Source organism: Paenibacillus sp. PAMC21692 (assembly GCF_014303795.1).
Lineage (GTDB): Bacteria > Bacillota > Bacilli > Paenibacillales > Paenibacillaceae > Pristimantibacillus > Pristimantibacillus agaridevorans.
The window spans coordinates 1,795,001-1,817,784 of the sequence record NZ_CP060293.1 but is presented as its reverse complement, the minus strand read 5'-3'; the positions used below and the strand labels follow the sequence as shown (position 1 = coordinate 1,817,784).

Here is a 22,784-nt window from a genome sequence, read left to right as displayed (position 1 = left end):
GCTGCCGTCTTCTCTTTTGGCGTACGTTTACGTTGGATTAGACCTTAGGGTAGTCAACGACGATGACATTGTCCAGCACACCGTCGAGCGATGCCACAAACTGCTGGTGGAGAGGATGAGGACCATAGGAACGAAGCGATGCGAGACTATCGAAGGTCACCCGCAATCCAAGCGTGTAACCGTGGACGTTCTCCGTCTCTTCCGTTACGTTGATGCCTGCGCTTATATCGAGTATTCCGGGAATCCGCCCACGAAACCCCAGCAATTGATCCAACAATTCCTGTTGCTTGTCAGGGGCGAGGTTTGCGTTGAATTTGAAAACGACTAGATGTTCGTACATAGCTTTCTCCCACCTTATCCAATGATTAAAGCTAGTTTCATTGTACACGATTCGGTCTCGGCCATAAACGGAACGGATGAAGTGAAACGGCTATCGCAGTTCATTGGTGGCGCAGCTCGCTACATTCCAGGAAATTCATTCTAACGCTCATAACGAGGCTGCCTATTCATTGTGCAAAGATGAAATTGCGGGCAAGTATCCGGTAAGAAAGGAACGGGAGCAACTGCAACGGAAATGAAAGACGTTATTTCAGCAAAAAGCCGCACTTCGCAAATCTAATGGAAATGACAGCCCTTATGATGGGCAAAAGTCCGCGATTTGCCTGGATTTCTCACGAATAACGTCGCAGAGTTCCGTTAGATTTTAAAATCACGCCAAACGCTCCCTATAAGGGCCCTCATTTCCGTTAACACGTTGGCGATGATGGATTGCAGCTTCATTTCCAGTTATGCACACAATGAATCGACGGCCTCATAACGACGCTTTAGCCGTGTTTTTTCGCTCTTCTCCATTTTAACGGACAAAATTGATGCTTAGAGAAGCAATGCCAGGATTTTGTACGGTAAGTGTCGTGGATGTCCGAACCGCGCGCGATCTGGCTACTTTCGCAGCCAGCGACTATTAGTTCCACCCAAGCGGTCCGTCCCCCTGCTTCGCGAGTCGTTGGCCTGACGGTATCGACGCAGCGGGCTCAATATGCGGCAGCGTCTCGCCGGCCTCCGCCATGCGGCGGAGCAGCGCATCCCGCAGCCGGTCCGCCACGCCGCGGTGCGATTCTAAGCCCGCCAGGTTGTTCAGCTCGTATGGATCCGCGTATAAATCGTAGAGTTCCGTCTCCAGATAACGCCCCGCTCCCTCGTCGCGTTGCGGATGAGCCTGCGGAGCGGTGACGGCGTATTTCCAGCGATGCGTGCGGATGGCGCGGCCAACCAAGGATTCGCTGATCTGCACAAACACTTCGCGCGGCCAGTCCGTAGCCCCTCCCCCTCTTAAGAGCGGCATAACCGAACGGCCCTGCATATGCGGCGGTACGCCAAGGCCGCACGCGTCAAGCAGCGTCGGCGGCAAGTCGACGAGGCTGACAAGCTCGGGGATGCGCCCGCCTCGGGAGAACGGGCCGCCGCCGATAGCGGCCGGCACCCGGATCGAGCTGTCGTGGCAGGAGCGCTTGTATTCGCTGTTGCGCGTCTTGAAGTGCGAGCCGTGATCAGAAGTAAAGACGATGATCGTCTCTTCCTCCAGCGACAGGCTGCGCAAGGCGTCCATAACGCGGCCAAGCGCCTCGTCGAGCCGCTTTACCATCCCGTAATAGCCGGGCAAGTGCTGCGGTGCCGTGCCGACAAGCGATGCGAGGTCGGGCGGCGTCCATGCCGAAATATATTTTCCGACCTCGGATTCCGGAGCCGGATAATCGTCCCTGTGATTTTGATGATGCGGCTCCAGGAAGGAGAGGAACAGGAAAAACGGATCGTCCTTATGTTTGTCGACGTACCGAATGGCTGCGTCCGCCAGGGCGTCCACCCGGTAACCCGGCAGCTCGACGGGTTCGTTATGCTCGTCGTAGAGCACCGTCCGGTACGCATCGGACGTATGCTCCAAAGCATCGGCCGCAAGCCAGCCCTTGTAGCCGCCGCGCAGCTCTTCCGGTACGGGACGGTCGCGGGTAACGGCCAGATGCCACTTCCCGATATACCCCGTCTCATAACCCGCCTCGTTAAAGTAGTGGGCAAGAGTGGGCCATTCCGTGGACAAAGGTATTCCGTTCGTATAACAGCCGTTCGTCGTGGCGTACACCCCTGTCTGGAGACAAGCTCTCGCCGGCCCGCACACCGGTTGGGGAGTGAAGGCGTATTCCAGATGCGTGCCCCGAGCCGCTAACCGGTCGAAGTTGGGGGTCAGTCCGAGCGGATTGCCGTGCACCCCCGTCGTGTCCCAGCGCTGCTGGTCGGTAAAAAAGACAATTACGTTGGGTCGTCTTCCGGCAACGGCGCCTTTGCCTCGCCCATCATTGTCTATCGTTAATGACATAAAGATTCCCTCCTCCTCAGCCCTTCAACCCGGTCGTGGCGATACCCTCCACGAAATATTTTTGAGCCATAAAAAATACCGCGATGCAAGGCAAAATCGTAACGACCGACATCGCCATCACCTGATTCCAATTGACCGCTCCCTCGTTGTCGAGCACCATCCTCAGACCAAGCGCAACCGTATACTTCGAAACGCTGTTAATATAGATCAGCGCCGTAAAGAACTCGTTCCACGTCCAGATGAACTGGAAGATGCATACCGAGACGAGCGCCGGGGCCGCTAGAGGAACCAGCACGCGTACCAGAATGCCGAACGAATTGCACCCGTCGATCACCGCGGCCTCGTCGAGATCGCGCGGAATGCCGCGCAGAAACTGTACGAGCAAAAATACGAAGAAGGCGTTAACCGCCAAAAGAGCGGGCACATAAAACGGCAAATACGTATTCAGCCAGTTGAATTCCTTGAACAGCAGATAACGCGGGATCATGATAACCGCATCCGGCAGCATCAGCGTCGAGATCATAAGCGTAAACAACAGACCTTTGCCTCGAAATTTAAAACGGGCGAAGCCATAAGCGACGAGCAGGCTGGAAGCAGCCGTGAGTACGACCACCGGAATAACCAACAGCAGCGTATTGCCGAAGAAGGTGCTGAAGTTCGTCCGCCCTACCCCCTGCCAGCCTCGAGAATAAGCATCCCACACAAATTCGCCGGGCCATAAGCCGATGCTGGAAAAAATATCGGCGTTCGGCTTGAACGAAGACGAGATCAGCCATAGCAACGGATACAAAAACAGGATAGAGAACACCGACAAGACAATAACCGTCCATAGCTTGCGTCTCCTCACTTGCCGTCACCTCCGTCTTCGTAGTGCGCCCAGCGGTTGGAGGTCTTGAACAGCACGAACGTGAAGACCAGAATGATCAGGAACAAGATCCAGGATTGCGCGGATGCGTATCCCATCTTAAAGAACTGGAAGGCGTTGTCGTACAGCATCATTCCGTACAAATAGGTAGACTTCATGGGCCCGCCGTCCGTTATGACAAACGCCGCCGTGAACTGCTGGAAGGCATTGATCATCTGCATGATCAGATTAAACAGCACGATCGGCGTCAACAGGGGCAGCGTGACGGAGAAAAACGTTCTCACGCGCGAAGCTCCGTCTACCTTGGATGCCTCGTAGAGCTCGGCCGGAACTTGCTTTAGACCTGCGAGGAACAGCACCATCGACGATCCGAATTCCCAGACGGGGAGCAGTGTAATTGTAAACAGAGCCAGATTGGGATCTCCCAGCCAGTTCACAGGCGGCAATGAGAAATAGGAGAGCATCTCGTTCACGAGTCCTTCTCTCATGAACATAAACCGCCACAGCACCGATACCGCGACGCTGCCGCCGAGTATCGAAGGCAGATAATAGATGGTGCGATAGATGGAAATTCCTCGCATCTTGACGTTCAGCAGCATCGCCACCAGCAAAGCGACGATCAGCTTGAGCGGCACGGCGATGACTACGTATAACAGCGTCACCCGCAGCGACTGCACGAATACAGGATCTTTCGTAAAAATTTCAATATAGTTAGCGAGTCCGACAAACGATTGCTCGCGAACCATGTTATAGTCGGTAAACGAATAGATAAACGAGGCAACGAACGGAACGAGCGTGAGCACGATAAATCCGATCAGCCACGGACTGATGTATAAATATGCGACCAAGCTCCCGGGCTTCCGCTTCCTTCGCTTGCCCTCGGAGCCGGGAGTCTGTCCCCCCGCCGCCTGCGCCGATTGATGTGTCATAACCCTTCGTCCCTTCTTTGCCTTACTTGATTAAGGCCAGCTTGTCCTTCAGACGGTCCGTCAGCTCGCTTGCCGCGGCATCCGGCGCAACCTTGCCGAAGGCAACACGCTCCAAAATATCTTGTGCGATCTGATTAAGCTCCTGATTGCTGCTGAGCCCGTTTACCGGCTCGCCGGGATTCGAAAGCGCAAGATCAACCGCCTTGGCCACGGTCGGATCGATCAGTCCTTCCTCTACCAGCTTGTCGGCGTTGGCCTTGACGACTGGCACGCTGAATACATCCTTCAGGACGAGCGAAGCTTCTTCCGACGTCAGCAGCCAGCTGGCGAATTTCGCGGCTTCTTCCGGATGCTTCGACTTCTTGTTGATCGCGAGCGGATTGCTCGGATTGACAAGCACGGCCGACGTCTTGGCATCGCTCGGCACCGGGAACATGGCAACATCCACTTCAGGCGTGTACGTCTTTACTTTCGCGATCGTGGAGGCCAGCGTGAACATCATGCCGATGTTGCCGTTCTGCCATTGCAGGTTGTCCGCCATATCCGGGTAAAGACTGCTCTCAGCCACGGGCTGGATCACGCCGTCCGCGATCAGTTGCTGATAATAGGAAAATGCTTTGGCAACGTCCTCTTCGGCGAAACCAACCGTTTTATCGTTTTGTATCCACTGATTGCCGGTGAGCTGATTTACGAACGGCTGCAGGAAGATCCGGTAATCGAACATGCCGAGCAAATAAGCGTTGGCGTCCTTCTCGTGGACCTGCTTGCCGATGGTATGAATCGTCTCCCAATCCCATACCGTGTCATGGGCAATGTCGAATCGGTCGAAAAACTCCTTGTTATATAACGTAATCATGCCATTGGCACCCATCGGAAGCCCGACAAGCTTGCCGTCGTACACCGCGTAGCTGTCCAGAAACTCCTTGTCGAACGCATCCAGATTGAGGTCATCCTTAAGCGTGTTCAAATCGAGGACCAGATCGCCTTTAACCGCGATTTCGTCGATCCAGTCTACGGAAAGCGGCGTCAAATCAGGCGCCGTTCCACCCGCAAATTGCGTGACCAGCTTCTGATAATATCCTTCGAACCCGCCGTATTCCGGTTCGATGACCACGTTCGGATTGGCTTCGGTATAGATGTCGATCGCTTCCAGCAATGCTTTGTGGCGCACCTCGGAGCCCCACCACGAGAACCGCAGCGTAACCTTCTCGCCGTCCGTATTTCCTTCAGCCGCCTTGCCGCCGCTCTCGTCTGACCCGCAGGCCGTCAACGCCGTCGCAAGCATGGCGACGAGCGGCAAAGCGACCGCTTTCCTCCAATTTCTATTTTTCATTCTCTATTCCCCCTCGCCCATTATGATTACGCTTATACTATATCGCTATTATGCCATTGAAAACAGGCACGCAAGATGACGAATGGTATCCCTTTTTGCTCCATTTGGGACAAAAGGTATCCGAAATTGACATGTCGTCCATATCGGAGAATAGTTGGCAACATGGAAGGATATTCCCTAGCGCGCCGCTAAGGGTGCGTCTGTACAAACGGAAACATTTCCTTTATGCTGTTAACCATGAAATCGTTTGCAATTATTCCGCGGATGAAAGGATCGGATCGCAATGAAATACAAGCTGTTGCTTGCGGACGACGAAGCCGAAATTCGCAACGGATTGTCGCAATATTTTCCTTGGAACGAGGTCGGCTTCGAGCTGATAGGACAATGCGGTGACGGCAAGGAGGCTTTGGAATTCATAGCAAATCGCGAGGTAGACGCGCTGCTGTGCGACATCCGCATGCCGATTATGTCGGGGCTGGACGTCGCCCGCACGCTGCATGAGGCAAAGAGCCGAGTCAAGGTTCTGTTCCTGAGCGGCTACAAGGATTTCGAATACGCCAAGCAGGCGATCGTATACGATGTCAAAAGCTATATCGTCAAACCGACCAAATATCAGGAGCTGTTCGAGGTGTTCACCTCGCTCAAGATGGAACTCGACGAGGAGCGCGGCGCGGGTGGCGCGGACGCCTCCTTTAACGAGAAGGTCGTCAGAACCATTCGAGATTACGTCGCCGCGAATTACGCGCGTGCAACGCTGGAGGAAGCTGCAAGTCTGGTCCATATGAACCCGCATTACGTCAGTAAATACTTTAAGGAAAAGACGGGCGAAAACTTCTCCGATTACGTGGTATCGGTTCGGATGAACAAGGCGGCGGAGTTGCTGAAGGACATTCGGTACAAAACTTATCAGGTGAGCGAGATGGTGGGCTACAGCTACGCCAAAAACTTCACGCGGACCTTCAAGCGTTACCACGGCATGAGTCCGCGCGAATTCCGCCAGCTGTCCGGGTTGAACGAGTAACGGGGCCGACATGAGAAAACGATTTTTCGTCAAAAACATGCTGCTTTTTCTTATTCCTTTGCTTATTCCGACCATCGTGCTCGGAACGCTGTCGATCGTCATTACGAAGCAAAACCGGGAAGGAGAGACCGCACGCGACAATCTGCAGCTGGTGCATCAAATCGATCGCAACATGGAGCTTGTCTTCCAAGATATCGAGACGCTCGGCATCAGCATGGGCACGCCCGAAGTGCTGTACCAGCTGGAAGAAATATTGCGTACCCAATATGTAACGTTCGATAACCAACGCCTCTTGGGAATGATGCGCAATCTGATCGACAGCCCGGCGAACGCCAAACCGTTTATCCAATCCATCTACGTCCACGTAAACAATCCCTACAATCAGTTTCTCGCCAGCGGAACGGGACTCTCAACGCTCGATCGTTATCCCGACTCCGACTGGCTGGAGCGTTTTCGCGCCAGGGAAAACCCGGTCGGCATCCTGCTCGAGCAACGCCAAATTCAGCGTTACAGCTTCGAAGATCCGATTGCGGTAACCACGCTGTACAAGCCGCTGACCTCCCTGCTTACGGGAGGAGCCATCGGCGTCATCGCGGTTAATATCTATACAGACTACCTGGATCGATGGCTCCAATCGTTCGCGAGCATGGACGGCCAGCATCTGATCATTTTGGACGAAGCCGGGGGGATCCTGTTCCGGAATCAAACCTCGATCCTTCCCGATTCGGTGCAAGAAAAGCTGTCGTCGCTGTCGCCTGATACCAGGAGCTTCGACGTCGAGCTGGATAAACAAACGTTCGCCGGCACGCAGCTTATGTCCGGCATGCACGACGGTTGGCGCTATATTTCGCTAGTGCCCAAAGACGAGCTCAACCGAATATCGTTCCGACTTAGCCAGTCCACCGTTTATGTCGTCGCGCTTTCGTTCCTGCTTGGCCTGGCGCTGACTTACCTGCTGACCAGACGATCGCTTAGACATATCCACCGCATGATCTCCATTATCAAATCGGCCGAGAAAGGACTCCCTTTGCCCGAAATCCCCAGCGCCGGAAAGGGCGAGGACGAATACGGCTATATCATTCAGACGATGACGCGCAACTTTATACAGTCCAACTATCTGGGCGTCCAGCTTTCCGAGAAGAAGTTCAGACTTCAGGCGGCGGAACTGCTCGCGCTGCAATCGCAAATCAACCCCCATTTCCTGTTCAACACGCTGGAGACGCTGAACTGGAAGGCGATGGCGTTGACCGGCAGGCCGAACGAAGTCAACGACATGCTGGAGCATCTGTCTGAGCTGTTGCGGTATACGCTGGACAAGCCGGGCCGGATCGTTCCGTTAATGAAGGAGATCGACTATACGAAACATTACGTCGCGATTCAGCAGATTAGATACGGCGATAAGTTCCGGTGCGTCTGGGCTTACGATCCCGACGATATCCAACCATACAGCACCGTCAAGCTCGTCCTGCAGCCACTGATCGAGAACAGTCTTTATCACGGCATTAAGGAGATGGCCGGCAACGGGGGGATCAAAATCAAGCTAGTTCGTTATTCCGGGTGGACGGCTATATCCGTCATCGACAACGGGGTTGGCATGTCAAAAGAACGGCTGAAAGAAGTACGCCGTTCGGTCGCCATGCATTTGGAGGATGACTACAGAAATACGGGGGATGCGGGGGATGCGGGCGGGGCGGGCCACATCGGCCTGGCCAACACCAATCGAAGGATCCGGCTGGCTTACGGCACGGATGAAGGGTTGCAAATTCTTAGCAAACAAGGGCTAGGTACCGTCGTCCGGCTAAAGATTCCGGATTGAGGTGCCGTATCGCGGCAACGTCTACCGGTACTGCTCGTACAGCTGTTCCACATGAGGGGCAGGCCCCACGCCAAGCTCCTCGTGCAACAACTGCTTGTAGGAGGCGTAACAATCCCGAAGCGATTGCCGGTCCCCCATTGCTCCGTAGGCTTGCAGCAGCAGCATAAGCGCCTCTTCGTCAAACGCATTGCGAGCCGCAATTCGGCCGGCGATCCGGGTTACTTCCCTGTATTGCTTCTGAGCCAGGAGCCAGACCGCCAGGCGTCTGGCAAATGACTCGTATCGGATGGTCAATCGTTCCCGCTCGGCATCGGCCCAATCAAAGGCGCTGCCCTCGAACAGTTCGCCCGTGAACCGGCTTTCCAACTTGATCGCGGCGGCCGCATTGCTCTCGTTGACCTCCGGACATTGCTGCAGATCCTCTTCGAACCGGATAAAGTCGACATCCGCGCAATCGAGATCGACCCGATACTTTTCTTGGGCGGACACGACCATTTCCTTGCATCCATGCTCCGATAATGCTTTCCTAAGCTGGTATACCGCTGTATAGAGATACCGTTCCGCATTCTTAAAAGGCATGTCCGGGAACAGCTCCTCTATTACCCGCGCCTTGGCCACGCTGCGTCCTCGATGATTGACCAGGTAAGCGAACAACTCCATGCTTTTGCGGGATATCCATCTCACATTACCCGTCTGCTCGCCGCTTGCTTCGAAGCAACCCAATCCGCGTACTTCTAGTCGGCTGGCCGTCGAATCTCTTGTCTGCGCCTGCGTTTCGGGGACGGCTCGGCCGGCCGCAGCTCTGGAGATGGTCTGAGCCAATCGTTTCCTCGATATGGGCTTGACCATATAGTCGAGCGGGTATACATCATAAGCCTGCATGGCGAAACCCGTATGGGAAGTCGTAAACACGATGTCCAGACCGGCATTCAGCGTGCGCAAGCTGCGGGCCAGATCCAAGCCGCTGTCCTCGGCAAGCTGGATGTCCAGAAAGGCCAAGTCCACTTCCGTGCGATGTACAAAGTCCAGCGCCTCCGCGGCGCTCTGGAAAGCTCCGACAAGCTCCACGCCTTCGATCTTTGCCAGCAGTAATCGCATGGCGAGCAACATGGCATGCTCATCGTCGACCAGGAGAACCTTCATAATGGAGTGCCGCCTCTCATTGTAAATTTAAACAAGCTACCTTCGCCTGCCCTGCTTTCAACCGTCAAGTTCCCTTCGCTGCGCAATATGAATTGTCGCGTAACAAGCAATCCCAGCCCGGCCCCTGTCTCGCCGGAGGTGCCTTCCAATGATCCAAGCTGCTTATCCTCCAACAATCGCCGAACCTGCTCTTGACTCATGCCTATTCCGTTATCGCGGACGGATACGATAACCGTCCCGCCCGATTGTTCCGCGCCAACATGAACCGCGCCGCCTGATCCGGTGAATTTGATGGCATTGGACAGCAAATTCCGCAGGATCAATCCTAGCGCTTCCCGGTCTGCATACACCCGTATGCCCGAATCAACCGAATGCGTCACGTCGATTTGTTTCGCCCCGCTATAAATATGAAGCAAGTGAATACAGTCCTCGACAACCTCGATCAGCTCCAGTTCTCGCGGGCGAAGCGCCATATCTTCGCGCTGGCTGCGGAACCACTCCAGCAGATTCGTGGACATGCCGAGCGTATTTCGAATCTGACCGCCCAACTGCGCTATGATTTCCTGATGATCGGCCTGGAAGCCGTCGCGATCCTCCTCCAGCAATTCAATTAATTGAAACTGCAGCGCGAGCGGACCGCGAATATCATGAGATACAATGGCAATAAGCTGATCCTTCAGTTGATTCAATTGCGCGATCTGCTCCAGATCCCGCTGCTTCTCCGTAATATCGACAATAAGCGAAATACTGCCTTGTCCTTTCATGCGCAAGGTATGGAGCGGATACACGTTGACGCGGTACCTCTTCCGCTCTCCATCCACCACGGCTTCGATCTCGACGCTCCCTTGCTGCATCGACTTGCACAGCGCAAGCCAATCCGGCCAGAACGCCAGCAAGTCCGAGATGTTCCGTTCGGCGATAGAGGAGTAACCAAGCTGGTCAAACCATAAGGAAGACTGCTTGTTGCTGTCGATTACCTTGCCGGAAGCATTGGCAACCACGATGCTTTCTTGCAACGTATCCAACACAAGATTTCTGGCAAAAGGAACAAGAGAAAAAAACTTGGACCGCAAAATAATAATTAACATTAGCGAGCCGAGAAACCCGCAATATACCGTTAACGGAAGCAGCCAAGAGGACCATTGCGGATTTGCGAATTTCACAATTTCCAACACGAACGAAAAAGAGGATAGGAACAACACCCACATTCCCGGCTTGCGCAAATCGCTGCGAATATTCCTCATATATTGAAATAGGGCAAACAGGCTACCGGCCAACAAAAGAAAACAAAACAACGTAAAGGACATAGAGTAGGCAGTCCGCGTAATTGCCAATTGCCCGTCTACAAGCTCAATCGATCGATAGATCCAGTGCAGCTTGGGATCGAGCCACATCTGCGTCGACCACAACGCGAAACCAGCGAGCAGGCCTATCTTCCATCTTGTCTTTATAGGCTTGTCCGGATATATCCATTCCAGGACGAACAGGATAAAGAACGGTACCATGAGGTTAAGCGCAGTTTGGAAGACATTGTGGAAGAACAGCTTCTCGGTTAAAGCGTGAACGCTATTCGCCAAAATAACGCCGCTGGCGTACACAAATCGGCATACGATCAAACCTAGCAAGTATCGTATGCCTCGCTGTCTTCGAAAGCTGTAAACCGAGATAAAAATAATGCCGATCATGATGAGAGAAGCAATCATAAAGAGAAGCTCTATTGTTGCGCTCATATAGGAGGGTCCTTTGGTCCAATTTATAGTGCGTGTTCAAAAAGTTCGGTTTTCAGCACCGAGAAGATTGGATGAAGGTAGAAACTGAGGAGCGGAGCGTAGTGAAAGCTACGTGAGCACCGGAAGTTTCGCCTGAATTCAAGATTCGATGTCGAATACGCTTCTTGGCATACTTCGTGATGGGAAGCGGACTTTTTGAACAACCTTTTGTAGTAGATTAAAGTACCCCTTCATTATAAAACGCACCCTCATGCCTGACAAGAAACGGGGCGATTTCCGAAAATCGCCCGTCCCTGATCCCCGCCGTGTCGGTTCTTCCCCCATCAGTCCAGCTTTAATTATGAGCGGTTGCTTAATTGTGCATTTTTACTCAATTTTATTAATGACAATCGACCTGGGACTGCTAATTGTACGAATATACACAAATTCTCGCATTCAATCGGTAATCGGAAGCTTCCCGAGCCCAATTTTGTGTATATTTGCACAAATATACCGATAATTAGCGCATACTCCACAATATTTGTGTATTTTCGCACAATTGTTGTCCTGTATACCGTAACTGCAGGTTACTCGCCAAACTATTGCTTTAAGTAAGGTGGAACGTCTGCGCCTTCCACTGGACAATGCGGCTGCTTTACTGAATAATTTGCCACAAGCGAAGAATCGTAACCGCAGCTTCCGCTCGGGTCGCCAAGCCGTTCGGAACGAATAGATTGTCGCCTCGCCCGAAGAGCAAGCCGTGTTGTGACGCCGTGTAGATGTACCCTCGCGCCCAATCCGGAATATCCGCATCATCGGCGAATGGAGCAGTTGTGTCTCCGCTAAGACTCGCCTCTCCGCTTGTGCTTGCCTCCCCATTAGTGCTCGCCTCTCCGCCAAGGCTCTGTTCCAGCGCTCTTGTCATCATGGCCGCCATTTCCGAACGGCTCACCGTTTGCAGCGGCCTCAGCGTACCGTCCAGATACCCTTCCAGTACGCCTGCGTTAACCGCGGCGCTTGCGACATCCTTCGCCCAATCCGGAATCCGGTCGGCGTCGGCGAACGTAAGTACGCGGCTCTCCCCCTCGGAAGAAATCTCGAGCGCACGCAACAGCATTGCCGCAAACTCTATCCGCGTGACCTGCCGCTGCGGATGAAACATTCCCGCGTCATCGCCTTGAACAAGACCTTGCGCAGCCGCTTCGCATATCGGCTCTTCCGCCCAATGACCCGCAATATCGCGGAATGTGCATTCCGTAATAGAAGGCGTATTTCCTTCACCTCCATCTGGCGCTGTCCGATGAATGGTGATCGTATACGTCCGCACGGTCCCGTCTTCCGCTCTGACAGTCAAGGGTATCTCATTGTTGCCAATAGCCAATGGAATCGTGAGTTTGCCGCTGGCGCCTAACTGTTCGTCCAGCCAACGGATACTTGCTCCAGCATGATCCGCAGCCATCTCGAGCTCAACCCGCTCCGCTCGAGTCTCCGTGTGGTATACCAGCGTGCCTGTCGTGAAAGCAGGGATCAGGCTGAGCGTCTCATCTTCGCTAGTGATCAGTAATTGCTTCAAGCTGGCGTTGCTGGATGGAAAGTAATATACAGGCTGAACGACATGAACGGTCCGTACAAGCTCAACAGCATCATGGCCTGAGGTATCCTGTACGCTGTACGTGAGTGTATAGGTGCCCGTCACGTTCGTATTCACGCTTCCGCTAATGCTAATCGAAGGGCTCAAGTCAAGATCTTCTTCATCCCAAGCCGACGCCCCCGGATCGGTGAACGTTCCGCCTGCGACAACTTGCATCGTATTGGAGCCGATGAGCGTAAGAACCGGAATGTGGTTGCCATCCACGCTAACCGTATCCTCGACACCGGCAATCAAGTCGCCGTTAAGCCCTACCGTAATAAGGTATTCCTTCGCCGACAAGTCTGAATTGTAAGGAAGCGCGACGTTGGCCGTCGCAGACGTATCGCTACTGATGACCGCTGTATCGGCTTCGACGCCATCTGCGTACACCGTCACAGTCTGTCCGGTCAGGTTCTCGCCTGTCAACGTTATCGTAGTGTTGCCCCCAACGCTTGCCAAGCTTTCCGGACTTGCAGATAGACTTGTTATTCGCGGCACCGCTACGGTAAATGTCGAGCTGGCCGCATCAAGAGTATGGCCATACAAGCTATGCACCACATCTCCCGCAACGTTGACTTCATATTCACCATCGCTAAGCGGAGTATCGAACAGCAAGGTGAACGTACGAAGCAACGCATCATAGCTTGGCGTGTAGTCCGAGAAGGGCGAGCCGTCTCTCGTCATACTAATTAGCGGCAGCGCATTGGCGGATGTCAGAGGAGCATCGTCTTCGATCCAATGAACCGTTTCGCCAATCGTTACGGTCACGCTGCCGGGCGGCGCGATGAACGTCTCGTTACTCATGAAACCGCCGAAAGTGACGACAGGCTTCTCCGTGTTATACTCGACCTGGAATGTATTCGACGCGGCATTCTCATTGCCTGCGACATCATGCGCTACTCCGGCGTCAACAGATACACTCACCTGCTGCCCGCTTGTCACAGGTGTAATGAGCGCCCTGTAAGTCGTCGCGTTCACGACCTCCCATTCGGACGCCGTACCGTTGACGACAACAAGATCCTCTTCGGCGAAGTCGATGACATCCTCGCTGAACGTAATTGTCACCGGAAAAGCACTTTTGATATAGGTGCTTGCCGAACTGGATACCGTTGCTGTAGGCGCTGTGTTATCAAGGAGGAACGGGTTCGATGCCACATTAACCTCGTTGCCCGCCATGTCACTGGCTCTAATGTGCAAGTACCAATTGCCGTTGCCGCTGCTTTGACCTAGTGTATCTCCGTTCTCGAAGGCTGCCCATCCCGTTGTCGGCACGGCTGCGCTTGCACTCCACGCATATTGCAGGGAGCCATCATCGACGCCGCTTAGCGTATCGCTGACCGTTACAGCGGTTGCCGCTGTTTGAGCTGCCGTTGTACGTCCATTCGTGTCGAACTGTACAGCTGGCCCCACTGAATCGATGGATAACGTGATCGTATACGTCCGACCTTCACGCAGATGAGGTTCCAAGTGAATCGGAATGACAATATCCGATACCGCTTCGGATACATCAACCGTAATCGCGCTTCCATTAAGCACCCTTGTTCTGTCCCCCGCATCTCCTGTATACATTTCCGCATGAGCCGGTGTCTCCAGCGTCGGCGTAATGATGACACTGCCTGCCGAGGGCCCCTTATAATAATGAGTATACGAGGTGACCGACGATTGGAAGGGCTCCTGGAGCGTACCGTCTTGTACCGTTAGATTCTGCAGATTGAAGCCTGGTACGTTAAGCTGCTTTAAAGCATTGTATCCCCAGGCGACGACCGTGCCATCCGATCTCAGAGCAAGGGAATGTTCGCCTCCTCCCGCAATCGCCACTACATCGCTTAATCCCGCTGGAGGGTTCGCTTGACCATAAACATTATTTCCCCAGGCAACTACCGTGCCATCTGACTTTAGAGCAAGCGAGTGGGTGTCGCCCGCCGCAATTGCGATGACTCCGCTTAAATCCGCTGGCATATTAAGCTGTCCAGAAGAATTGGTTCCCCAAACAACGATCGTGCCATCCGCCTTCAAAGCGACTGAGTGTTGGAATCCGGCCGCTATCGCCACCACTGAGCTTAATCCTGTCGCGTAATCGACTGTACCAAAAGCATTGTCGCCCCAAGCAACTACCTTGCCATCCGACTTTAGTGCGAGCGAGTGGGTGCCGCCCGCCGCAATCGCCACGACTTGCTCCAATCCATCCGGTACGTTACTCTGACCATTACCGTTAGCTCCCCAAGCGACGACCTTGCCATCCGACTTTAGCGCTAGCGAGTGCCGGCTGCCCGCTGCAATCTCCGTCACCTGATTTAACCCCACTGGTACGTCAGCTTGACCAGAAGCGTTAAACCCCCAAGCGACGACCTCGCCATCCGATTTCAGCGCAAGTGAAAAAGCATCCCCCCCGTCAAGCGCCGCCACTCCGCTTAATCCCGCTAGCGGGGTGGCTTGACCATTATCGTTGCTTCCCCATCCTGCGACTGTCCCATCAGACTTCAAGGCGAGTGAGTGGAAATTTCCGGCGGCAATATGCGCACCCCTGATTGGCAGAGTAAGATCAGGGGCCGTCCCAATATTCAAGCCCCAGCTCACAATCGTCCCGTCCGATTTTAATGCGAGTGAATAGTTTTGTCCCGCCGCAATCGCTGCGACCCCGCTTAATCCCGCTGGCGGGGGAGCTTGGCCTCCCCATTCAACGACTGTTCCATCCGATTTCAGAGCGAGTGAATAGCCTTGTCCCGCTGCAATCGCTACGACTCCACTTAATCCAGTTGGCGGGGTGGTTTCACCACTATCACTGCGTCCCCAGGCAACGACCGTGCCATCCGATTTCAGAGCGAGTGAATGAAAATATCCCGCCGCAATCGCCACGACTCCGTTTAATCCCGCAGGGATAGTAGATTGACCAAAGCTATTGTATCCCCAGGCGACAACCGTGCCATCGGATTTCAAGGCAAGAGAATGATAAGCTCCCCCCGCAATCGCCACAACCCCACTTAATCCCGCGGGCAGGTTAGAATTTCCAAAATCACCATTTCCCCAAACGGTGACCGTACCATCCGATTTTAGGGCTAGCGAATGTCGATTTCCAGCAGCAATCGCCGTCACATTGTTTAATCCTGCAGGTACGATGCTTTGATTCCTGTCATTGAAGCCCCAAGCGACGACAGTACCGTCCGACTTCAACGCAAGCGAGTGTTCCACACCCGCCGCAATTGCCGCAACGCCGCTTAATCCCGCAGGCACATTAAGTTGACCAAATAAATTATTTCCCCAGCCAACAACCGTCCCATTCGGTTTCAACCCCAGAGCGAACTCTCTTCCTGCTGCAATTTGGGTGAATCCATAGCCGTTCCTCTCCCTGTCAGAGCCAACTGCATCGACTTCAGACGCGCCATAGGGAACCAATAAACTGACTAACAGCACCACAATCAAAAATAAATAATGACACTTGTGCATTCGAGCCGACAACAAAGTGTATACACGCTCCTCTTCAAATTCTGGTTTAAATTAACGATAGATGTCCCCATCCGAACAATTCTGTCCAAGTATAACAGAGAGACTTAAAAGAAATCTGAAAGCTCCTCGCGATAGACTCGATTACGGGGTAACAGCCCTGTCCCTGCCCGCGTCATTCTTAACGCACAACAAAAAGCACCTCCACGGCTTCATTGGCTAAACATCTTCCAATGATTTGCTATTAGAGGTGCTTGAAACCGATTTTAGAACAGCTTCACCGCCGCAAGCCACTCCCCGGCGATCAACGCGTGGCCGGCCGCCGTCGGGTGGACGCCGTCCCAGAGCCAATATGCCGCGTCCGTTTGCGATGCGGCGCGGTCGAACGCGGCTTGCAGCGGTACATGCACGGTGCCGAATTCGCCGCTTAATTGCCGTACGATTTCGCGATAGTCGCTCAGCTTGCGTGACCAGCCTACCCAGTTGTCAGCCAGTGTGCCTACCTCCAGGATAAACGGCTCGCACAACACGAGCTTCGTATCCGGCAATACCTCCCTGGTCTCCTCAAGCAAATGCCTGTACGCCCGCTCGAACAGATCGGTCGCTCCGCTCGGCAGTTCATTCATGATACGCGAAGCGTCGTTGACGCCGTTTCCCAGCCCTTTTCATTCGTCACCTTTCTTCGGCTTGATAGCGAACAAGGCGACCAGACAGCAGACGATTCCGATCGCCGCGAACATGTAGAACAGCCATCTTTCCTGTTTCATCAACGTTGAAGCAACTAACGGGCCCCCGGCCACTCCGATAAATCTCGCGCTGCTGTATAAGGAAGTAATGGTGCCTCGCTCTTCCTTCTCGATACCCTCCGTAATTAACGCATCCAGACTGGGCAGCGACATGCCGATGCCCATTCCCCCCAAGAATAGCAGAACGATCAGCCAAACTAGAGAGTCCGTGCGATGAAGCCCGCAGACGATCATCGTGGCGGACAAAAGCGCCAGTCCGATGACCGTGCACCACTTCATGACGGTTTTCTTTTTGCCGATGATCTTTCCCGCCGCGAACGATGACGAACATATGGCGAATAACGGAATGGCAAGCACAAGCCCCTTCCGAATATTCTTGATGCTGTATTCGTCTTCCAGCGTGTTGGAGAGATAATAGAGGAACCCGAACATGATAAACATGGCCATGCATCCGATCAGGAAAATAGCGTAAAGCCAAAGCCCGTTCCTGGCTAAAGTCTCTTTGAGGCCGCGAAGAAATTCGCGGAATCCCGGGGCTTCGCCTTCATGCTGCTTCGGCGCTTTCACCAGGATGGCGACCGCCGCTATGGACAGGATCGACAGGAACGGAATGACGGCCAGCGGTAGATACCAAACGACCATTGCGAGGGCGGACCCCAGCACGGGACTGACCACCTTGCCGAATGTATTGGACGTTTCGATAATGCCGAGCGAGTTGCTTACCTCATCATCGCTTTTGAACATATCGCCAACAATCGGCAACACGATCGGAAAGGCTCCCGCCGCTCCGATGCCCTGAACGAATCTCCCCGCCAGAATCGTCCAATACGCGCCGGTACTGAGCAACCAGGCTCCTAACCCGGAGATCGCGCCGCCGATGGCCGTTATGGACAAGCCGATCAGGATGATTTTCTTCCTGCCATGCTTATCGGATAAGTATCCCGCAATGGGAATACACAGGATTGAGATAGCGGCGTATACCGTAATAATAAGGCTTGTTTGTATGCCGGTAATGGCCATTTTTTTCTGCATGAGCGGCAGCACGGGAATCAGCATCGAATTAGCCAATGTCATAATCAAAGGGATGCTCGCCAGTGCAGCCAAATCCCATTTTTTCTTCTCCATCGCGCGTCTGGTCCCCATTCGATATAAGGCTTACACCTCAATAATGACGGGCAAAATCATCGGACGTCTGCGCGTTCGCTCCAAGATGAGACTGCCGCAGCTTTTGCGGATGACATGCTTCAGCACCGACCACTTGCGATTCTCGCCCGCCAGCAGCTCCGAAACGTCCGCGGTTACTCTCTGATTCAACTCAGCCAGCAACGCCTCTGATTCTTTAACGTGCACGAACCCCCGTGTAATAATCTCCGGTCTGGATAACAAGGTACCCTCATCGCTGCTAAGCGTCACCACGACAATCAGAATGCCATCCTCCGCCAAATGTTTGCGGTCCCGCAGGACGACGTTTCCGACATCGCCGATGCCCAGACCATCGATCAGCGTATTGCCCGCGGTGACCTTGCGGTTCTGCTCAGCACCATGCCGGGTAACGTCCAGCACGTCGCCATTTCGCATAAGGAATACGTCATTGCCATCCATGCCTACGGATTGGGCCAGCTCCTTATGCCGGGCCAACATCCGATACTCTCCGTGGATGGGCACAAAATAGGCTGGCTTCATTAAAGTAAGCATCAGCTTAAGCTCTTCCTGACTCCCATGACCGGAAACATGCATCCCCGTCGATGATCCGGAGCCATGAATCACGTAGGCGCCTCGCAGATACAATTGATCCAGAACGGCGGCTACGCTGCGTTCGTTGCCTGGAATGGGCGATGACGCGAAGATGACCGTGTCCTCGGGCAGCAGATCCATTTGAGCGTAATTGCCGTTGGCTAGACGCGATAGTGCCGCCATGGGCTCCCCTTGACTTCCCGTGCACAAAATGGCAACCTTGTCCCTTGGGAGCTCGCTCGCATCCTTAACATCGATAAGCATGCCCTCGGGCATCGTCAAATAACCATAATCCAGGGCGACGTTCACGACGTTAACCATACTTCGTCCCATCAAAGCAAGCTTGCGCTCTGTACGGATCGCCGCGTCGACCACCTGCTGCAGGCGACTCACGTTAGAGGCGAACGTTGACAGGAATACGCGATGTCTGGCCTTCTGGAACGCCTCCAGGATCTTGTCTCCGACCAAGCTCTCGGAAGGCGTGAACCCCGGTCGCTCGGCATTCGTGCTTTCCGATAGAAGTACAAGAACGCCTTCTTCGCCAATTCGAGCCATTTTATGAATCTCGGGATATTGCCCATTCGCCGGAGACAGATCGAACTTGAAGTCCCCCGTATGGACGACCCGGCCGGCCGGCGTATCGAGCACAATGCCAAGGCAATCGGGGATGCTGTGGTTGGTTCGGAAGAAGCTTAGCGCAAGCTTTCCTAATACAAGCTCGGAAGCCGCCGTTATTTCGTGAAGTTCGGTTTTCTTCAGGCGATGCTCCTTCAACTTCAATTCGATAAGGCCAAGCGTGAGACGGGTCGCATACACCGGGACGCGAAGCTGCTTGAGAAAATAAGGGACGCCGCCGATGTGATCTTCATGTCCATGCGTAATGACGAGGGCCCGTACTTTATCTTTGTTTTGCAGCAGGTAGCCGATATCCGGGGTTATCAAATCAATGCCAAGCAGGCTTTCATCCGGGAATTTCGAGCCACAGTCGATGACCACAAGATCGTCGCCGTATTCAACGACGTACATGTTTTTGCCGATTTCGAATACGCCGCCCAACGCAAAAATCGAAAGGCCGATTTTCGTGTCATTATCTGTAGGATTCGCTTCCATTGAGGACCTCCAATTACATTAATGCCACTATTATGTGTATCTCGGGCAGGCGGCTATACGCTGTTTCGCATGAAAGAACGCTCCGGATCAGCTTACATATCATCAATTTAAGGAATCGCCTTAAATAAAAAAGAGGCCTGCTTGGCCTCCATTCGTTCCGTTTTATAATTTGTGCGACCGGCTAGCCCTCTTCCGCCCGATTAATAATCGCCAATACCTGGTGATCCTCCCACTTCCCGTTAACCAATAAATTGCTTCGCGCAATCCCTTCCTTATGGAAGCCGGCCTTCTCAAGCACCCGGATTGACCCGGGATTGTTAGGCGAAACCTCACCTACGATCCGATGGAACTTCAGTTCTTCAAAAGCATACTTCACGACCAGCTTTACTGCATCCGTCATATAGCCTTTGCCGTTATTAGCCTGGTCCAGACTATAGCCGATCATGCAGCTCTGAAGCGGTCCTCGGGCTACGAAGGATAACGTTATGCTTCCAATAATTCGATCATCATCCTTATGGCAAATCACGAAAGAATATCGCCGATCTTCCATCCTGTCGGTCTTGCTCTTTATGACCAACTGAAGCTGATGCTCCTCTGTATAAAAAGCCTCGGGGGTACTCGGGGAAAACTGTTCGAAGAACGTCCGGTTGCGCTTATTCATTTCTGCTAGTTCCGCAGCGTCCGCTTCTTCCGGGAAACGAACGTAAATTCGCTGCTCCGACATCTGCACCATCCTTTCTAATAAACGAGTCTCTGGATCGACAAGCTCGGAAACTTTATCAATTCCTGCGTGATCAAAAAACAAGCGCGTTATCCAAATTGGATAACGCGCTTGTTGCTGGTATCGGGATGACACGATTTGAACATGCGACCCCCTGGTCCCAAACCAGGTGCTCTACCAAGCTGAGCTACATCCCGTAAAAATGGCGCGGCCTAAGAGATTCGAACTCCTGACCTTTTGATTCGTAGTCAAACGCTCTATCCAGCTGAGCTAAGGCCGCAAATATAAAAAATGGAGCGGAAGACGGGAATCGAACCCGCGACCCTCGCCTTGGCAAGGCGATGCTCTACCGCTGAGCCACTTCCGCAAATCATGGTGCGGTCAAGAGGACTCGAACCTCCACGTCATTGCTGACACTAGAACCTGAATCTAGCGCGTCTGCCAATTCCGCCATGACCGCATATGGATTTGTATGGTGCGGTTGAGAGGACTCGAACCTCCACGGGCGTACGCCCACTACCCCCTCAAGATAGCGTGTCTGCCATTCCACCACAACCGCATATAAAACTGGTGAGCCATGAAGGACTCGAACCTTCGACACCCTGATTAAAAGTCAGGTGCTCTACCAACTGAGCTAATGGCTCTTAATTAAATGGCTGGGGATCTAGGGATCGAACCTAGGAATGACGGAGTCAAAGTCCGTTGCCTTACCGCTTGGCTAATCCCCAACACTGGGTATTGCACTGCATTTGTTCATATGGGGCGATCGATGGGACTTGAACCCACGAATGCCGGAGCCACAGACCGGTGCGTTAACCCCTTCGCCACGACCGCCATATGTGGTGCCGCCGAGAGGACTTGAACCCCCAACCTACTGATTACAAGTCAGTTGCTCTACCAGTTGAGCTACAGCGGCATATGAATGTTAAATGGTGGCTCGGGACGGAATCGAACCGCCGACACGAGGATTTTCAGTCCTCTGCTCTACCGACTGAGCTACCGAGCCTTATGATGCCATAAATGGCGGAGCTGACGGGATTCGAACCCGCGGTCTCCTGCGTGACAGGCAGGCATGTTAGGCCTCTACACCACAGCTCCACATTATGTTTATCAAAATACAACCAATGTAATTGGTTGCGGGGGCAGGATTTGAACCTGCGGCCTTCGGGTTATGAGCCCGACGAGCTACCGAGCTGCTCCACCCCGCGTCATTAAGGAAATCCTATGGTGGAGGATGACGGGATCGAACCGCCGACCCTCTGCTTGTAAGGCAGATGCTCTCCCAGCTGAGCTAATCCTCCGTAAATGGTGACCCGTAGGGGATTCGAACCCCTGTTACCTCCGTGAAAGGGAGGTGTCTTAACCCCTTGACCAACGGGCCTTACTGGCAGAGAGGAAGGGATTCGAACCCTCGATACGTTGCCGTATACACGATTTCCAATCGTGCTCCTTCGACCACTCGGACACCTCTCTGCATGGCTCCCCGAACAGGACTCGAACCTGTGACAACTCGATTAACAGTCGAGTGCTCTACCAACTGAGCTATCAGGGAATAGTCGAACTATGGGATAATGCCGTAAGATTTTGAATGGTTGGCCTTAGTGGACTCGAACCACCGACCTCACCCTTATCAGGGGTGCGCTCTAACCAGCTGAGCTAAAGGCCAATAAAAAACCCACATCACTGTGGGGTGATTTCATTGTATGAATATTACACCCTGAAAACTGGATACGAAAGTGTGCTGAATCTTTAGCTTGCTTACCGGCTGTATGACCAAGTAAGCGATTAGGATAAGCCCTCGACCGATTAGTATTCGTCAGCTCCACACATTGCTGTGCTTCCACCCCGAACCTATCAACCTCGTCGTCTTCAAGGGGTCTTACATACTGGGAAATCTCATCTTGAGGGGGGCTTCACGCTTAGATGCTTTCAGCGCTTATCCCGTCCGTACTTGGCTACCCAGCGGTGCTCCTGGCGGAACAACTGGTACACCAGCGGTACGTCCATCCCGGTCCTCTCGTACTAAGGACAGCTCCTCTCAAATTTCCTACGCCCGCGACAGATAGGGACCGAACTGTCTCACGACGTTCTGAACCCAGCTCGCGTACCGCTTTAATGGGCGAACAGCCCAACCCTTGGGACCTACTTCAGCCCCAGGATGCGATGAGCCGACATCGAGGTGCCAAACCTCCCCGTCGATGTGGACTCTTGGGGGAGA

The 22,784-nt window shown here is 53.4% G+C and carries 13 protein-coding genes, 17 tRNA genes, 1 rRNA gene and 1 pseudogene (1 of these 32 cut by a window edge); 2 read left to right on the top strand and 30 right to left on the bottom strand.

The features are described 5' to 3' along the window. Positions 1–37 precede the first annotated feature (37 nt). From H7F31_RS07330 to H7F31_RS07310, 5 genes are all read right to left on the bottom strand, one after another. Positions 38–340, bottom strand: coding sequence for a Dabb family protein (locus H7F31_RS07330; protein WP_187103587.1), 303 nt, complete (start codon positions 338–340; stop codon positions 38–40). A 621-nt stretch (positions 341–961) separates the two neighbouring features. After that, a complete protein-coding gene (locus tag H7F31_RS07325; RefSeq protein WP_187103586.1) occupies positions 962–2,368 on the bottom strand; it encodes a sulfatase family protein in 1,407 nt (468 codons plus the stop codon). Positions 2,369–2,384: 16 nt separating this feature from the next. Continuing rightward, complete coding sequence (locus H7F31_RS07320) at positions 2,385–3,215, bottom strand: carbohydrate ABC transporter permease (protein ID WP_187103585.1); 831 nt, start codon at positions 3,213–3,215, stop codon at positions 2,385–2,387. Then, a complete protein-coding gene (locus tag H7F31_RS07315; protein ID WP_187103584.1) occupies positions 3,212–4,162 on the bottom strand; it encodes a carbohydrate ABC transporter permease in 951 nt (316 codons plus the stop codon). Before H7F31_RS07315 ends, H7F31_RS07320 begins: the two co-directional genes overlap by 4 nt. Before the next feature lie 22 nt (positions 4,163–4,184). Then, a complete protein-coding gene (locus H7F31_RS07310) occupies positions 4,185–5,495 on the bottom strand; it encodes an ABC transporter substrate-binding protein (protein ID WP_187103583.1) in 1,311 nt (436 codons plus the stop codon). A 283-nt stretch (positions 5,496–5,778) separates the two neighbouring features. Between H7F31_RS07310 and H7F31_RS07305 the strand changes: the two genes are divergently transcribed. Together H7F31_RS07305 and H7F31_RS07300 are read left to right on the top strand one after the other, a co-directional pair. After that, positions 5,779–6,516: a response regulator transcription factor gene (locus H7F31_RS07305; RefSeq protein WP_187103582.1), complete on the top strand. Its 738-nt coding sequence runs from the start codon at positions 5,779–5,781 to the stop codon at positions 6,514–6,516. A gap of 10 nt (positions 6,517–6,526) precedes the next feature. Then, positions 6,527–8,332, top strand: coding sequence for a sensor histidine kinase (locus tag H7F31_RS07300; protein WP_187103581.1), 1,806 nt, complete (start codon positions 6,527–6,529; stop codon positions 8,330–8,332). 21 nt (positions 8,333–8,353) lie between these two features. Here H7F31_RS07300 and H7F31_RS07295 read toward each other — a convergent pair whose 3' ends face one another. From H7F31_RS07295 to H7F31_RS07175, 25 genes and pseudogenes are all read right to left on the bottom strand, one after another. Next, positions 8,354–9,475: a response regulator gene (locus H7F31_RS07295; protein WP_187103580.1), complete on the bottom strand. Its 1,122-nt coding sequence runs from the start codon at positions 9,473–9,475 to the stop codon at positions 8,354–8,356. Continuing rightward, positions 9,472–11,205 (bottom strand): sensor histidine kinase, encoded by a 1,734-nt coding sequence (locus tag H7F31_RS07290; protein ID WP_187103579.1) that lies wholly within the window; start codon positions 11,203–11,205, stop codon positions 9,472–9,474. Before H7F31_RS07290 ends, H7F31_RS07295 begins: the two co-directional genes overlap by 4 nt. A gap of 634 nt (positions 11,206–11,839) precedes the next feature. Further along, positions 11,840–16,273: an RCC1 domain-containing protein gene (locus H7F31_RS07285; protein ID WP_187103578.1), complete on the bottom strand. Its 4,434-nt coding sequence runs from the start codon at positions 16,271–16,273 to the stop codon at positions 11,840–11,842. Positions 16,274–16,521: 248 nt separating this feature from the next. After that, positions 16,522–16,905, bottom strand: a pseudogene (locus H7F31_RS07280) (GDSL-type esterase/lipase family protein); the annotation flags it as partial. Positions 16,906–16,920: 15 nt separating this feature from the next. Next, the gene (locus H7F31_RS07275; RefSeq protein ID WP_187103576.1) at positions 16,921–18,126 is read right to left on the bottom strand and encodes an MFS transporter; all 1,206 of its coding nucleotides are present in this window, start codon (positions 18,124–18,126) and stop codon (positions 16,921–16,923) included. A gap of 30 nt (positions 18,127–18,156) precedes the next feature. Then, complete coding sequence (locus tag H7F31_RS07270; protein ID WP_187103575.1) at positions 18,157–19,845, bottom strand: ribonuclease J; 1,689 nt, start codon at positions 19,843–19,845, stop codon at positions 18,157–18,159. A gap of 181 nt (positions 19,846–20,026) precedes the next feature. Next, a complete protein-coding gene (locus H7F31_RS07265) occupies positions 20,027–20,569 on the bottom strand; it encodes a GNAT family N-acetyltransferase (RefSeq protein ID WP_187103574.1) in 543 nt (180 codons plus the stop codon). 120 nt (positions 20,570–20,689) lie between these two features. Further along, positions 20,690–20,763, bottom strand: a tRNA-Pro gene (locus H7F31_RS07260). 6 nt (positions 20,764–20,769) lie between these two features. Then, positions 20,770–20,846 (bottom strand) — tRNA-Arg (locus H7F31_RS07255). 12 nt (positions 20,847–20,858) lie between these two features. Continuing rightward, positions 20,859–20,933 (bottom strand) — tRNA-Gly (locus H7F31_RS07250). Between the two features lie 6 nt (positions 20,934–20,939). Next, positions 20,940–21,026: transfer RNA gene (locus tag H7F31_RS07245), tRNA-Leu, on the bottom strand. 13 nt (positions 21,027–21,039) lie between these two features. Next, positions 21,040–21,125: transfer RNA gene (locus H7F31_RS07240), tRNA-Leu, on the bottom strand. A gap of 9 nt (positions 21,126–21,134) precedes the next feature. Next, positions 21,135–21,210 (bottom strand) — tRNA-Lys (locus H7F31_RS07235). Positions 21,211–21,219: 9 nt separating this feature from the next. Further along, a tRNA-Gln gene (locus tag H7F31_RS07230) sits at positions 21,220–21,294 on the bottom strand. Between the two features lie 30 nt (positions 21,295–21,324). After that, positions 21,325–21,400: transfer RNA gene (locus H7F31_RS07225), tRNA-His, on the bottom strand. Positions 21,401–21,406: 6 nt separating this feature from the next. Continuing rightward, a tRNA-Thr gene (locus H7F31_RS07220) sits at positions 21,407–21,482 on the bottom strand. Positions 21,483–21,496: 14 nt separating this feature from the next. Beyond that, positions 21,497–21,572, bottom strand: a tRNA-Phe gene (locus tag H7F31_RS07215). A gap of 15 nt (positions 21,573–21,587) precedes the next feature. Then, positions 21,588–21,664 (bottom strand) — tRNA-Asp (locus tag H7F31_RS07210). Between the two features lie 33 nt (positions 21,665–21,697). Further along, positions 21,698–21,774, bottom strand: a tRNA-Met gene (locus H7F31_RS07205). 17 nt (positions 21,775–21,791) lie between these two features. Continuing rightward, positions 21,792–21,867 (bottom strand) — tRNA-Val (locus H7F31_RS07200). A gap of 5 nt (positions 21,868–21,872) precedes the next feature. Beyond that, positions 21,873–21,947, bottom strand: a tRNA-Glu gene (locus H7F31_RS07195). Positions 21,948–21,951: 4 nt separating this feature from the next. Continuing rightward, positions 21,952–22,039, bottom strand: a tRNA-Ser gene (locus H7F31_RS07190). 3 nt (positions 22,040–22,042) lie between these two features. Further along, a tRNA-Asn gene (locus H7F31_RS07185) sits at positions 22,043–22,118 on the bottom strand. 37 nt (positions 22,119–22,155) lie between these two features. After that, positions 22,156–22,232 (bottom strand) — tRNA-Ile (locus H7F31_RS07180). Between the two features lie 120 nt (positions 22,233–22,352). Next, positions 22,353–22,784: ribosomal RNA gene (locus H7F31_RS07175) — 23S ribosomal RNA — on the bottom strand (it continues 2,501 nt past the right edge of the window).